12 protein-coding genes are annotated in these 14448 nt (G+C 65.1%); 10 read left to right on the forward strand and 2 right to left on the reverse strand.

Annotated features, from left to right (window positions below; all coding sequences use genetic code 11):
- Positions 1-130 precede the first annotated feature (130 nt).
- Positions 131-1252, forward strand: coding sequence for a replication initiation protein RepC (repC, locus tag KO516_RS10400; protein WP_371742069.1), 1122 nt, complete (start codon positions 131-133; stop codon positions 1250-1252).
- Positions 1253-2205: 953 nt separating this feature from the next.
- On the opposite strand, the gene KO516_RS10405 is transcribed toward repC, so the two are convergent.
- A complete protein-coding gene (locus tag KO516_RS10405; RefSeq protein WP_216003723.1) occupies positions 2206-2847 on the reverse strand; it encodes a GntR family transcriptional regulator in 642 nt (213 codons plus the stop codon).
- 188 nt (positions 2848-3035) lie between these two features.
- Between KO516_RS10405 and KO516_RS10410 the strand changes: the two genes are divergently transcribed.
- The 8 genes from KO516_RS10410 (at position 3036) to KO516_RS10445 (ending at position 12295) form a co-directional block, all read left to right on the forward strand.
- Positions 3036-4643 carry an ABC transporter substrate-binding protein gene (locus KO516_RS10410; RefSeq protein WP_216003724.1) on the forward strand — a complete coding sequence of 536 codons (1608 nt, stop codon included), beginning with the start codon at positions 3036-3038 and terminating at the stop codon, positions 4641-4643.
- On the forward strand, positions 4643-5593 hold the full coding sequence (locus tag KO516_RS10415; RefSeq protein WP_216003725.1) for an ABC transporter permease: 951 nt from the start codon (positions 4643-4645) through the stop codon (positions 5591-5593). Before KO516_RS10410 ends, KO516_RS10415 begins: the two co-directional genes overlap by 1 nt.
- Positions 5590-6447, forward strand: a complete 858-nt coding sequence (locus tag KO516_RS10420; RefSeq protein ID WP_216003726.1) for an ABC transporter permease — start codon at positions 5590-5592, stop codon at positions 6445-6447. Before KO516_RS10415 ends, KO516_RS10420 begins: the two co-directional genes overlap by 4 nt.
- Positions 6444-7379 carry an ABC transporter ATP-binding protein gene (locus KO516_RS10425; RefSeq protein ID WP_216003727.1) on the forward strand — a complete coding sequence of 312 codons (936 nt, stop codon included), beginning with the start codon at positions 6444-6446 and terminating at the stop codon, positions 7377-7379. The genes KO516_RS10420 and KO516_RS10425 overlap by 4 nt, the downstream gene beginning before the upstream one ends.
- A gap of 8 nt (positions 7380-7387) precedes the next feature.
- A complete protein-coding gene (locus KO516_RS10430) occupies positions 7388-8401 on the forward strand; it encodes an ABC transporter ATP-binding protein (RefSeq protein WP_252737526.1) in 1014 nt (337 codons plus the stop codon).
- Between the two features lies 1 nt (position 8402).
- Positions 8403-9989, forward strand: coding sequence for a gamma-glutamyltransferase family protein (locus tag KO516_RS10435; RefSeq protein WP_216003729.1), 1587 nt, complete (start codon positions 8403-8405; stop codon positions 9987-9989).
- A gap of 237 nt (positions 9990-10226) precedes the next feature.
- Complete coding sequence (locus tag KO516_RS10440) at positions 10227-11618, forward strand: ATP-binding protein (RefSeq protein ID WP_216003730.1); 1392 nt, start codon at positions 10227-10229, stop codon at positions 11616-11618.
- Positions 11615-12295, forward strand: coding sequence for a response regulator (locus KO516_RS10445; protein ID WP_216003731.1), 681 nt, complete (start codon positions 11615-11617; stop codon positions 12293-12295). The genes KO516_RS10440 and KO516_RS10445 overlap by 4 nt, the downstream gene beginning before the upstream one ends.
- 36 nt (positions 12296-12331) lie before the next feature.
- Here the strand turns inward: KO516_RS10445 and KO516_RS10450 are convergent, their stop codons facing one another.
- On the reverse strand, positions 12332-13237 hold the full coding sequence (locus KO516_RS10450) for a LysR family transcriptional regulator (RefSeq protein WP_216003732.1): 906 nt from the start codon (positions 13235-13237) through the stop codon (positions 12332-12334).
- Positions 13238-13345: 108 nt separating this feature from the next.
- Here KO516_RS10450 and KO516_RS10455 point away from each other — a divergent pair, with 108 nt between their 5' ends.
- A complete protein-coding gene (locus KO516_RS10455; RefSeq protein WP_216003733.1) occupies positions 13346-14350 on the forward strand; it encodes a zinc-binding alcohol dehydrogenase family protein in 1005 nt (334 codons plus the stop codon).
- The last annotated feature ends 98 nt before the right edge of the window (positions 14351-14448 follow it).

Raw genomic sequence — 14448 nt, forward strand, 5'->3', positions numbered from 1 at the left:
TGCACCCTCAGATCTAACAGCTTCTCCGCCACAGTCAACACCGGCCGATTCGGCTGGGTGTCTTTTTGCGTCTTTTCGTTGAAAAAGTACGTTGGGGGTCATCCGAATTTTTGGATGCCGTGATTAAGCGATGGCATTTACCGAAGTCTCCGCGCCACATCGGCAGCGGCAATCAGAGCTGTTGTCCACGGACAACCTTCCAGAGCGGCATGTCGTCATGTCGGTGCTGCGGCGTGCCGCATCGCTGATCGGCCTCAAGCCCCCTGCCCTTGCGACGCTGGACGCGTTGCTGTCCTGTCTTCCGCCAAAGCGGCACCATCACACGGTGTTCGCCTCGAATGAAACGCTGGTGGCGCGGCGCAACGGTGTCACAGACCGGACGATCCGCCGTCACGTGGCGCTGCTGATCGAGGCCGGGCTGATGGTTCGACGCGACAGCGCCAACCGCAAACGCTTTGTCAAACGCAGTCGCAGCGAAGGGCTTTGCCTGCGCTTTGGCTTCGATCTGTCGCCGCTTTACGCGCGCTTCGCGGAACTTGCGGAACTGGCCGCGCAGGCGGATGCGCTTGGCGAACGACTGGCGCTGCTCAAGACCCGCCTGCGCGCGCTGTCGGCGCGCCGCCTTGCCGCCGATCCAGATGATGCGCTGGCCAGCGAGATCCTGCGCGCCCTGCGCCGCAAGCTGACCGAAACCGACTGCGAAATGCTTCTGGCGCGGCTTGGACAACCCTGTGAACATATCCTCGAATCCGACGTCGCAGCGCCGCAGATGTCCGCCAGCGACAGCCAAAATGTCCGCCACCATCAGAACTCAAATAAAGAACTTATTGATAAGACCGATCCGATCGATGTTCGTGACGTGCTCGACGCCTGCCCCGAAGCGAGGCTCTACGCCCAAGCGCCGATCACCACTGACCGTGATCTTGTACGCCACGGGAGGTTGCTTGCACCGATGCTTGGCATAGACCCGACGATCTACGCCAAAGCCGAACGGAACGCTGGGCCTGGTTGCGCTGCGATTGCGACGCTGTCGATTTTGCAACTTGGCGACAAGGTCCGATCAGCTGGCGCCTATTTCTATCGGCTACTGCTTGGGAAGCCCGACGAGAGGTTCGACCCCTCGGCATTGCTGCGCCATGTGCGCAACGTCAGTTGTCCGCGGACAACAACTGCGGCGCAAACGCAGGAGCAAGCCTTTGGCGTTGTCCGCGGACAACGGTCCGGGACTGGCATGTCTCTGCTGACCAGTTGAGATTCTTCCCAGTGCACATAGACGAGCGTCACAACAAAAGGCAGCGATACCGAAAGCGGCTCACAAGGCTCTTGCCCGTGCAAAATGCGCTTGAACTTGGCACCCGTCAGGTGCGGTCAACCAGTGACCCGGCACAGGCAGATCTCCGGGTGAAGGCCAGGCGTATCTTCGCCATTCCACCAAAACCGTCGGGCACCGCTGATCCGGATCCTGCACGAGATTGCCCTGCGTGGGCTTGAGTCCAAGATGATCAGACGGCAGCAAGCAAGCCACGCCGGAGCGTCTGATTTCTAAATCTGAACCATTTCACGGAAAGCTCCGCTCAGAGATCCCGGCGCCGCTGCGCGCCCGCACGGGGTCGACTTGCCTCGCGGTGTTTCTTAAACCGAGCGAACCGCAGAAATTCACGCCGCCCGCATCGTCGCCAAAGTGCAGCTGATGAACGAGCGTCTGGAGTTCAGCCCAAGCTGGCGTCACTTCATTGCCATGGCGCGGCAGTCCATCGCGCATGACCTATAGGGGCAGGGCGGTCGTCAGTCCCATCACCAGACAGTCGATATTGTCCCCGGACAATCTGGTGCAACGCGCTGCGCTGCGGGGCCTGCCGGGGGCGACGATCACCGCGTGTCCCGTCGCATGTGTGCCAAGGGGGCTGCACAGCGGCATCCGAGAAAAGGGCAAGCCCTCGTTCGCCCTGGGGCGATTGCTCGCCGCCGCGCATGGTGACGTTTATCAACAATGTCGCGCAGCTTGGCAGACCAGATGAACTGTCGGCTGCTTGTGCAATGTTCCGCGATGATCGTTGCAATTTTTGCCGCATCGCGCCGGGGGGCGGGATTGGAAAATCTGTCGATCTGGCCTTGCCGCCCATTGGCAGCGTTGCCGCGAGGATGGCAGGCATCGCGCGCCGGCTCAGAGGGCAGCGCTTTGAGGCCGCCGGGCCTGTCGCGGCCTCAGCCGTCGGTCTTTAGAAGGTCGGTCAGGGTGATGAAGGAAGACGCCACATGTTCGCGCATCTTCAGGCGGGTGGTTTCGCCATCACCTTGCAGGATGGCTTCGGCGATGGCGGCGTGTTCGCGCCGGGAGCTGTCGAGCCGTCGGCCATCAAGCGCGAAGTTGCGCGACCGCCAGACCTGTGTGCGCAGCGTCAGTTCCGCGTGGCTGGCAGAGAGCGTGGCGTTATGGGCACCCTGATTGATCTGCGCGTGAAAGCGCCGGTTGATCTCGGCGTAGGTCTGGGCGTCATCGCCGCAGGCGCGGCCTTCTTCAAGGATCGCCTGAAGCTGCCTGCGCTGAATTTCCGTCATCCGCCGCGCCGCAAGCGCCGCGATGGCGGATTCGATTTCGCCCACTGCCTCGAACAGATCCTGCAGATCGCTGGCCTGCATCTTGCGCACGAAAAAGGCGCGCCTTGGACCGCGCTCGGCAAAATTCGCCTGTTCAAGCCGGTGCAGGGCCTCGCGAATGGGCGTGCGCGAAACATGGAACCGTTCGGCCAGCGTGACCTCTGCCAGCTGCTCACCGGGGGCAAAGGTGCCCGATGCGATCCCGTCAATCAGCAGATCGTATATATTTTGGGCAGTTCTTTCGCTCATGCCGATATCATCCTTAAATGTACCCTTTTATCTTGTTACTGTATACATATCGGGTCAACTTGTTTTTCAGTGAGGCGATGCGGACAGAAACCCCGGATCGCCCGCTTTACAGGAACGGACAGAGCGGAACGCCGCCGGAAGCGACTCTTCGAAAGAAGTGAACAGGCCAACAGGAGTGACAACGGACTATGACCAAGATCGACCACAAGAAAATTCTCGCAGAACGGATGTCTGCCCGGCTCGGGCGCCGCGCCGTTCTCAAGGGCCTTGGCGCGGGCATTCTAGCCGCAACCGCCGGCGGTGCCTTTCCCAACGTTGCCAAGGCGCAGCAATCGGGCCATCTGAAGATCGCCTCGGTCAAGGTGATCGATACGCTCGATCCGCATTTCACCGGCTTCCTGTCGGCGATCCAGATCATCAACAACATCCACAATGGCCTGCTCAAGATCAGCTATGACGGTAGCCAGGTGACGTTCGAGCCGGATCTGGCCGAAAGCTGGGATCTCGAAGACGAAGTGACCCATGTCTTCAAGCTGCGCGACGGGGTGAAGTTCCACGACGGCACGCCCTGCGACGCCGAGGCGGTGAAATTCTCGTTGCTGCGCGTCAAGGAGGGCGAGCCTGCCTCGCCGCACGCGTGGAAGCTGGCGCTGCTCGACAGCATCGAGGTGGTCGATCCGCTGACCATCAAGCTGACCTTCTCGGAACCTTATGCCTTCCTGCCGGTGGCGCTCAATGGGTCCACGGGCCGCGCGGGCACCATCGTCTCGCCCGCTGCCGTGCAGAAATACGGCGCCGATTATGGCCGCAACCCGGTCGGCACCGGGCCGTTCAAGTTCGTCTCTTGGCGCGACAATGACGCCATCGAGCTGGAAGCCAACACCGAGTATTTCGAGACCGGGCTGCCGAAGCTGGAAAAGGTCACCTTCGTGCTGATGCGCGAGGCCTCGACGGCGCTGGCGGCGCTGATGTCGGGCCAGATCCACGGCATGACCGATTGCCCGATGCAGCTGGTCGATCAGGTCGATGCCTTCCCGAACGCCACGCTTTATGGCGAGATCGAGGGCAACTACACCTATGTCGGCATGAACTGCCAGCGCGCGCCGTTTGATGATGTCAACCTGCGCCGCGCCGTGGCTTGGGCGCTGAACCGCGACACGCTGGTCAAGCAGGCCTATTTCGGGCGTGCCCAACAGGCCTATACCCCGATCTCCCCGCCGATGACCGGTTATTTCGACCCCAATATCGCGACCTCGGGCCGCGGCCAGTGGTTCGATCTGGACAAGGCCAAGGAATTCCGCGCCAAGGCTGCCAATCAGGGCGAAATCGAAGTCACCTATATGATGGCCGAACGCGGCCCCGTGGGCACCCGCATCGCGCAGACCGTCGCGCCGATGCTGGCCGAGATCGGCATCAAGGCCAATCTCGAACTGGTCGAACCCGCCTCTTGGGTGCAGCGCCGCAACGGCGGCGATTTCGATCTGTACGATTTCGAATGGGTGGCCGACCTCGACCCCGAGGAAACGCTGTACCCGGAATGGAAATCGGACGGGGCGTGGAACTTCTGCCGCTGGGTCAACACCGACTTCGATGACCTGTGCAAGCAGGCCAGCACCGAGCTGGACGTGGCCGCCCGCGCCGCGCTCTATCACCGCGCCGAAGACCTTCTGATGGATGAAGCGCCCTGCGCGATGATGGCGCATATGCCGATCTACAAGGTGTTCTCGAACGAGGTGAAAGGGTTCAACTACATCCCCGCCGACCTTGTGAACCTGCACACGGTGAGCCTCGGCTGATGATACGACAGGCTTTCGGCAAGGTCGGGCAGACGCTCGTCGTTTTGTTCATCGTCTCGTTTGCCAGCTTCGGGTTGCTGAAGCTGGCGCCGGGCGATCCGATCCAGATCATGCTGGGCTCGGAATACTCGCCGGAAGCCTATGCCGCGCTTTCGGCACAGCTGGGTCTGGATCAACCGTTCCTGACCCAGTACCTCGATTGGGCGAAGAACTTTGTGCAGGGCGACTGGGGCACCAGCTACGTCGCCCGCACAGACATCTTCACCTATGGTTTCCTCGAAGCTCTGCCGGTGACGCTGACGCTGGCGAGCTTTTCGCTGGCCTTCGCGATCCTGATCGGGGTGCCGCTCGGGGTGCTCTCGGCGGTGAAGAAAGACACGATCTTTGATGCGGGCGCGGCGGTGTTCGCGCTGACCGGCACGGCGTTCCCGTCGTTTCTGCTGGGCATCCTGCTGATCTGGTTCTTTGGCGTCAAACTGGGGCTGTTCCCGGTCATGGGCTATGTCAGCCCGTGGCAGGATTTCTGGGGCGGCATCTATCACATGATCCTGCCGGCGCTGACCCTGTCGACCTATTTCATCGCGATGATCACCCGGCTGACCCGCGCCACGCTGATCGAGGTTCTGGCCCAGCCCTATATCGCCGCTGCGCGTGCACGGGGCGAGCCGGGCTGGCGGGTGATCTGGGTGCATGGCGTGCGCAACATCGCGCTGCCGCTGGTCACCATTCTGGGGCTGCAACTGGGCACATTGCTGCAAGGCACGGTGCTGACCGAAACCGTGTTCAACCTGCCGGGGATCGGGCAGATGCTGACCTCGGCGGTGCTGGGGCGCGAATATGGCGTGGTGCAGGCCGGCGTGATGATGACCGCAACGCTGTTCATCGTGGTCAACCTGCTGGTCGATCTGTCCTATCCGTTCCTTGATCCGCGACTGAGAGACCGCAAATGACCCTGGTGGAACCCGCACGGCGGGGCGCGCGCTCGATCTTCCTGCGCCGCCCGTTCTTTACCCTCGCGCTGCTGGTGGCGGTGGGCTACGTCCTCGCCGCGATCTTTGCGCCCCTTGTTGCGCCCTACGATCCGGTGGCGCAGGATTTCAACGCTATGATGCAGGCGCCAAGCGGCGCGCATCTGATGGGCACCGACAGCTACGGGCAGGACATCCTGTCGCGGGTGATCTTTGGCGCGCGCTATGCGCTGATCATCGGCTTCTTTGCCGTGGCCATCGGCGCCATCGGGGGGCTGATCGTCGGGCTTGCGGCGGGACTGTCGGGGGGCTGGGTCGAATGGGCGCTGATGCGGCTGATCGACAGCATCCTTGCGCTGCCCTCGCTGATCCTCGCGGTGGCGTTCATCGCCATTCTGGGGCAGGGGGTCGACAAGGTGGTGATCGCGGTCGGCCTGTCGATGATCGGCCCGTTCGCGCGCACCGTGCGCGCCGACGTGTTGCAGGTGCGCGTGCAGCTGTTCGTCGAGGCAGCGGGGCTGATGGCCATTCCGCGCGCGGTGATCATCTGGCGCCACATCCTGCCCAACGTGATCTACCCGCTGGCGGTGCAGGTCACCATTCGTATCTCCGAGGCCATTCTGGTCTCGTCCTCGCTGTCCTTCCTTGGCATCGGGGTCACGCCCCCGACCCCCGACTGGGGGCTGATGATCGCCGAAGGGCGGGCCTTTGTCAGCTTTGCGGCGTGGATGTCGGCGATGCCCGGCTTTGCGCTGGCGCTGCTGCTGATCGCGCTGTCCATCGTCGGCGATGGCATCCGCGAGGAATTCGACCCCAAGCTCAAGGGCAAGGCATGACGGCGCTTCTGAACATTCAATCCCTGACCGTCGATCGCGGCCCGGCGCGGATTCTCGACCGGGTGACGCTAGAGGTCGGGCAGGGCGAAACCGTCGCGCTGGTCGGGGAATCCGGCGCGGGCAAATCCACCATCGCCACCGCGATCATGCGGCTGCTGGGCGAGGCGCAGACCTCGGGCCAGATCACGCTGGACGGGGCGGGCGATCTGCTGGCCCTGCGCGAACGCGACATGGTGGGCCTGCGCGGGCGCCGCCTGTCGATGATCTTTCAGGACGCGGGGGCGGCGCTCAACCCGTCCTATACCGTGGGGCGGCAGCTGATCTCGGCGGTGCGCCGCAACCTCGGGCTGGACAAGACGGCGGCGCGCGCCCGCGCCATCGAGTTGATGACGCAGGTGGGCATCAACGACCCCGAGGCGCGGCTGACCGCCTATCCCCACCAGCTTTCGGGGGGCATGCAACAACGCGTCATGGTGGCCATCGCGCTGGCCGCCGATCCCGATTTGCTGTTGGCGGACGAGCCGACCTCGGCGCTGGACGTGACGATTCAGGCGCAGATCGTGCGGCTGATCCTTGCCCAGACCAAGGCGCGCGGCGCGGCCTGCATCTTTGTGCTGCATGATCTGGCGCTGGCCAGTCAGGCCTGCGACCGGATCGTGGTGCTGTATGCCGGGCAGGTGGTCGAATCCGGCCCGGCGCGCGACGTGCTGGAAAACGCCCGCCATCCCTATACGCGCCAGCTCAAATCCTGTGTGCTGGAAATCGGCACCCGCGATCTGATCGCCCCCGAGGGCACCGTGCCATCGCATCGCGACATGCCGCGCGGCTGCCGCTTTGCGACGCGCTGCCCGCGCGTGCAGGATCGCTGCTGGGCCGAAGCCCCCCCGCTGGAGGGCGGCGCGCACAGCTTTGCCTGCTGGAACCCGGAATGAGGAAGCCGATGCAAAACGCAGAGCGCCCGGTCTTTGAACTGGTCGATGTGGAAAAGGTGTTTCAGGTGCGCAAGCCCGGTCAACGCTTCGGGCGGCAGACCGTGGGGCTGCATGCGCTTGACGGGGTGCGGCTGTCGGTGGGGCAGGGGGCCTCGCTGGCGCTGGTGGGCGAAAGCGGGTCGGGCAAATCGACGCTGCTGCGGGTGCTTCTGGGGCTGGATGCGCCAACCAACGGGCAGGCGCTGTATCGTGGCCGGGCGATCCGCGAGGCCCGCGCGGGCGGCAGCGATTTCGCCCGCGATGTGGCGATGGTCTATCAGGATGCGCGCGGATCGCTGAACCCGCGCATGACCATCGGCGCGCTGCTGGCCGAACCGCTGCGCCGCTTTGCCGTGGTGCCCGAGGCGCAGATCGGCGCGCGGGTGGAACAGTTGCTGACCCGCGTGGGCCTGCCCGCCGATGCCGCCGCGCGCTATCCCGCCGCGCTGTCGGGCGGTCAGGTGCGCCGCGTCGCCATCGCCCGCGCGCTGGCATCTGAACCCTCGGTGCTGGTGGCGGATGAGGCGGTGTCGGGGCTCGATGTCTCGACGCAGGCGCAGCTACTTTCGCTGCTACGCCGGCTTCAGCAAGAGATGGGGCTGACGCTGGTCTTCATCACCCATGACCTTGGCGTCGCCAGCTATCTTTGCGAGAACATCGCCATCATGTACCTTGGCCGCATCGTCGAAACCGGCCCCACCGATGCGGTGCTTGCCGCCCCGGCGCATCCCTATACCGCCGCCCTGCGCGCCGCCGCGCCGAGCTTTTTCCAACCCATCGCGGAGCCGCTTCCGGGCGAGATCCCAAGCCCGCTCGACCTGCCTGCAGGGTGCCGGTTCTCCGGGCGCTGCCCACGGGTGCAAGGCGATTGCCACGCAAGCGATCCGTATCTGGCGCGGGCGGGGGAGGGGCGCTCTGTCGCCTGCCTTCACCCGCTTGCCTCACCGCAGGCCAGCGCATTGGCCGGAACCTTTCAGGACTGACATGACCTTCGATTTCTTCTCCGCCCGCCGCCCCGAAACCCTGTCTTCGAACGCGATGATCGCCACTTCGCATCCGCTGGCCACCGCCGCGGGGGTCGAGATTCTGACCAGCGGCGGCAGCGCCGTCGACGCGGGCCTTGCCGCGCTTGCGGTGCAATGCGTTGTCGATCCGCTGATGACCGGCATTGGCGGCGATTGCTTTGCGCTTTATGCGCCCAAAGAGGGCGGCGTGAAGGCGCTCAACGGGTCCGGGCGCGCCCCGGCGGGGGCCACCGTCGCGGCGCTGAAAGCCGCCGGGCTGAGCGACGAGATCCCCCAGACCAGCCCGCATGCGGTGACCATCCCCGGCGCGATCTCGGCCTGGTGCCTGCTGCATCGCGATCACGGCACGATGCCGATGGCGCGGCTGTTTGCGCGGGCCATCGGCTATGCGGAAAACGGCTTTCCCGTCACCCCCCGCGTTGCCGCCGACTGGGCTGAAAACGCCGCGCTGATCGGGCAGGACGCGCCCGCGGCGGCGGTATTCCTGCCGCAGGGCCGTGCGCCCCGCGTCGGTGAAATCATCCGCCAGCCGTTGCTTGCGGATCGCCTGCGCGAGATTGCCGAAAAGGGCGCGGCGGGGTTTTACACCGGCGACACCGCCGCGAGCATGGCGGCCCATCTGCAATCGCTTGGCGGGCTGCACAGCGAGGCCGATTTCCATGCCGGCGAAAATCAGGCGTTCTGGACCACGCCGATTTCCGCCCGCTACAACGATCTCGATATCTTTGAATGCCCGCCCAACGGGCAGGGGGTGGCGGCGCTGCTGATCCTGCGCATCCTGTCGAAATTCGACCTTGGCCCCGATCTGCCGTTGGCCGACCGCATCCACCTGCATGCCGAGGCGACGAAGCTGGCCTATCACCACCGCGATGCGCTGCTCGCCGATCCGGAGCAATGCCCGGGCCTCGCCGAAACGCTGCTGTCCGATGCGGTAGTCGATACCCTTGCGGCGCGCATCGACATGGCCCGCGCCATGCCCCCGGCGCTGTGGGACGAGCCCGAGCACGAAGACACCATCTACCTGTCGGTGGTCGACGCCGATGGCAACGCGCTAAGCCTGATCAACTCGATCTTCCACGGCTTTGGCTCGACCCGGCTCGATCCGAAAACCGGCGTGCTGTTCCATTCGCGCGGCGCCAGCTTCCGGCTGATCGAAACCCACCCGAACGCCATCGCCCCCAACAAGCGCCCGATGCACACGATCATTCCCGGCATGGCGGTGCAGGATGGCAAGGCGGTGATGCCCTTTGGCGTGATGGGCGGGCATTATCAGGCGGCCGGGCAGGCGGCCTTTGTGTCGGGCGTCAGCGATCTTGGTCTGGACCTGCAGGCGGCGATGGATGCGCCGCGCAGCTTTGCCGTCGGCGAGGTGCTGCAGATCGAGCCGGGCGTGCCGCAGGATGTCCGCGAGGCGCTGCAGGCGCGCGGCCATACGCTGCAGGTGGTGACCAGCCCGCTTGGCGGATCGCAAGCCATCCGCATTGGCGATGGCGTGCTGCATGGCGGCAGCGATAGCCGCAAGGATGGCTCGGCGCTCGGGTTCTAGGCACTGGTGGCGTGATCCGCCCCGCGTTCAGGTCGGCCCCCGATGCGCCTTTGGTGCGCCGGGGGCCGATGTGTCTTGGAAATGAGCGTTCGCCGCGCGCGGATCGCTCCGCAGGCGCGGGCAGGGGCAATAAACAATCGCTTGATTGGACGGCGCGCCCAAGGCGCGGCTATACGCGGCCCGATGCATTCTGCCTGCACAATCGCAGGCCATCACCGGGAAATGGACCGCGCACCTATGTCACTGACCACAAAGATATTCCTCGCCATCGCTGTCACCGCGGCGCTGGTGATCGGGACCATGTCGCTGTTGGTGGCCTTGTCGATGCGGGACGGATTCTCGCAATATCTGCTGCGCGGCGAACTGGCCCGGTTCGACCGGCTGGTGGACGAACTGGCCCTCGCCTTCGATCCGGGCAGTCCGGGCTGGCCACAGCTGGCGCATGACCCGCGGGCGTGGCACGAATTTGTGCGCAGCCACTTCGCCCCGCCCGGTGTGCCGGAGCTGAGAGAGATCGCTGGCGATCCGCTGTTGATCGCAGGCCGATTGCTGCTGCTGGACCCGTCCGGTGCGCCGATTGCCGGGGCGCCGCCGCGCACCGAGCGCTATGAGCAGCGCCCGATCTGTTTCGATGGCGATTGCGGCACCGAAGGCCCGCTTGGCTATCTGCGGCTGAACGCAGCGTCGCTTTCGGACAGCGCCAGCGATGCCTTCTTCATTCGCGGGCAATATGCCTCACTGGCGTTTTCCGCGCTGGTTGCATTGCTGATTTCCGGCGCGGCGGCGTTTGTGATCGCCCGGCAGGTTCTGCTTCCGATCAAGCGGCTGGAAGCGGGGGCAAAGAGCCTTGCATCGGGCGATTACAGCGAAAGGATCGATCTGGATCGCAGCGACGAGCTGGGCGATCTGATCGGGCATTTCAACACGCTGGCCGAAACGCTGGCGCGGACCTCGCGGGCCGAACGCGAATGGATTTCCAACACCACCCACGAGCTGCAAACCCCGCTGTCGGTGCTGCGCGCGCAGATCGAGGCCCTGCAGGATGGCGTGCGCCGGGCCGACCCGGAAACGCTGGCCGAAATGCACGCGGCGCAGATGCGGCTGTCGCGCCTCGTGCAGGATCTCAAGATCCTGACCTATGCGCGCGAGGCTGAATTCGTCGCCGATCTGACCCGCCATGATCTGGTGCAGATCGCCGCCGAGGCGGTCGAAGTCGCGCGCCCGGCCCTGAGCGGCGCGGGCATCGACATTGTCTGCGCCTTCCCCGACGGGCTGGACGTGTCCTGCGACCGGCTGCGGATCGCGCAGGTGTTCGACAACCTGTTGCAGAACGCCGCGCGCTATACCGATGCCCCCGGCACGGTGCGGCTGACGATCCGGCGCGGCGATGGGCTCGCGCAGGTGTCGATCGACGACACGGCGCCCGCCCCGCCGAATGACGTGCTGCCAAGGCTGTTCGAGCGGTTTTTCCGGGCCGAAGGCTCGCGCTCGCGCGCGCTTGGCGGCTCGGGCCTTGGCCTGAGCGTCAGCAAGGCGATCATCGAGGCCCATGGCGGTAGCATTGCCGCCGCCGCCTCGGATCTGGGCGGGCTGAACGTGACCTTTACCCTGCCGGAGATGCAATCATGATCAAGCCGCGCATTCTGATCGTCGAGGACGAGATGGCGCTTGCCTCGGTGCTGCGCGACTACCTGCTGCGCGATGGCATGGCGGTGGACCTGCTGACCGAAGGCTCTCATGCGGTGGAAACCGCCCTTGGCACGCCGCATGACCTTGTCATCCTCGATCTGATGCTACCGCGTGTGGACGGGCTGAGCATCTGTCGCCAGTTGCGCCAGCGTTCGGACGTACCGATCATCATCACAACCGCGCGGGTCGAAGAAATCGACCGTCTTCTCGGGCTTGAACTGGGGGCGGATGATTATGTCTGCAAACCCTATTCCCCGCGCGAACTGGTGGCGCGGGTGCGCGCCGTGCTGCGGCGGCGGCCCGTGGGCGGAGGGGCGGCAAAGCCCGAACCGGCGGCGCGGCTGCAGATCGACCCAGAGGCTTGGCGGGTGACGCTCGACGGGGTCGATCTTGCCCTGACCCGGCGGGAATTTTCGCTTCTGGCCGCCTTGGCCGCCCGTCCGGGGCGGGTGTTTTCGCGCGATCAGCTGCTGACCCTCGCCTTTCCCGATGACACCGAGGTGTTCGACCGGACCATCGACAGCCATATCCGCAATATCCGCCGCAAGATCCATGCCACCACCGACTGGGAGCCGATCCGGTCGGTCTATGGCGTCGGCTACGCCTTTGACGGCTGAGTCCGGGCGCCCGCAGGCCGTGCCCACTGGCGCCGCTCAGCCCCGCCATGCATCGCGATTGCCAAGCCGCTCGATCAGGAAATCCATGAAGATCCGGGTTTTCGGGGTCAGCACGTTGGAGCGCGGATAGACCAGCCACAGCACCGAGAAATCGTTCGAACGCCAGCCGGGCAGCACCCGCCGCAAGCGGCCTGCGTCAAGCTCATGCGCGACGCTCCACAGCGAATTGATCGACAGCCCGGCCCCGGCAATCGTCGCCTCGCGTTGCGCATCGCCATCGTCGACGATGGTGCGGCAGCGCATCGCCTCGGGGCTTAGCCGGGCGGTTTCTCCGGCGGCGTTGACCAGTTCGCGCGGCGCAAGGCTGTTCCATGCAATGAAACTGTGCCCGGCCAGATCCGCTGGCTGCGCGGGCGTTCCATGCGCCTCAAGATAGGCGGGCGCGGCGCACAGGATGCGGGTGTCATCGGCCAGCTTGCGCCCCTTGAGGCTGCTGTCGGCCAGCGGCGCGCTGCGCAGCGCAAGATCGAAGCTGCCTTCGATGGCGTCGAACCGTGTGTCCGACAAGCGCAGATCCAGCGTCAGATCGGGATAGGCGGCGTGGAGCTCTGGCAGCAGCGGCATGATGTGCAGCTGGGCAAAGCTGCTGGGCGCGGCAAAGCGCAGGGTGCCACGCGGCCCGGCGCTCGACCCGCCAAGCGCGATGCGGGCAGCCTCGGCCTGCGCGAGGATCTCGCGGGCATAGGGCAGGAAATCCGACCCTTCGAGCGACAGCGACACCCTGCGCGTGGTGCGGTGCAGCAACTCGGCGCCAAGCTCGTGTTCGAGCTTGGCAAGCCGGGCGCTGGCGACCGCGGGCGCAAGCCCAAGCGCCCGCCCGGCGGCGCTGATATTCAGCCGCTCGGCGGCCATGACGAACAGGCGCAGGCTGTCGGTGTCCATGTGATTATATCCAATATCCGAATACTCAATGCGGAAATGCGCCGTTTTATATTCAACATCAATGGGTATTTCTAGCACCAAGCAAAGCCAATGCGATGGAGATCAAAGATGAAAGCGATTGGATACGATGTGGCCGGCCCGGTGGATGCCCCCGACGCGCTGCGGATGTTCGAAACCCCCAAGCCAGAGGTCGGGCCGCGCGATCTGCTGGTCGAGGTCCGCGGTGTCTCGCTCAACCCGGTGGATGTGAAGCTGCGCGAAAACCGCGCGCCCGAGGCCGGGCCGGATATCCTTGGCTTTGACGCCGCGGGTGTCGTGGTGGAAACCGGCGCCGAGGTCACCGGCTACAAGGTTGGCGACGCGGTGTTTTACGCCGGCGACGTGACCCGCCCCGGATCGAATGCGCAGTATCAGGCGGTGGATGAGCGCATCGTCGGTCGCAAGCCCGCCTCGCTGGATTTCACCGAGGCCGCAGGCATACCGCTGACCGCCATCACCGCATGGGAAATGCTGTTCGACAGCTTCCGCCTGAGCGAAGGCGGCGGTGCGGGAAAATCGCTGCTGGTGATCGGCGGCGCTGGCGGGGTCGGATCGATCCTGATCCAGCTGGCCAAGACGCTGACCAAGCTGACGGTGATCGCCACCGCCTCGCGCCCGGAAACGCAGGACTGGGTGCGCAAGATGGGCGCCGATCACGTCATCGATCACCGCGGCGACATGGCCGCGCAGGTAAAGGATCTGGGCCTTGCGCCGGAATACGTGGCGGCACTGACCGCGACCGATCAGCATTACCCGGCGATCCTCGATCTGATCGCGCCGCGCGGCCATATTGCGCTGATCGACGATCCGCAGGGGCTGGATATCGCCCCGGCCAAGCCCAAGGCCCTGACCATCAGCTGGGAATTCATGTTCACCCGCTCGATGTTCGAAACCGCCGATATCGAGCTGCAGCGCGACCTGCTCAACCGGGTGTCGCAGATGCTTGATGACGGCACGCTGCAATCGACCGTGACCGAGCGCCTCGGGCAGATGAGCGCCGCGAGTTTGCTTGCCGCCCATGCCCGTCAGGAAAGCGGGCGCGTCATCGGCAAACAGGTGCTGAGCGGGTTCTGAGACCCCGAGCCGAAGCGAAGAAAGCTGGCACCCTCTGCGGTACGGGTCTGAGGATCTGCGCAGAGGGGCCAGCCGGTGGGGCAAGGCCGTGGCCGGGT

Source organism: Citreicella sp. C3M06, assembly GCF_018860705.1.
In the GTDB taxonomy this organism is placed as follows: Bacteria; Pseudomonadota; Alphaproteobacteria; order Rhodobacterales; family Rhodobacteraceae; genus Salipiger.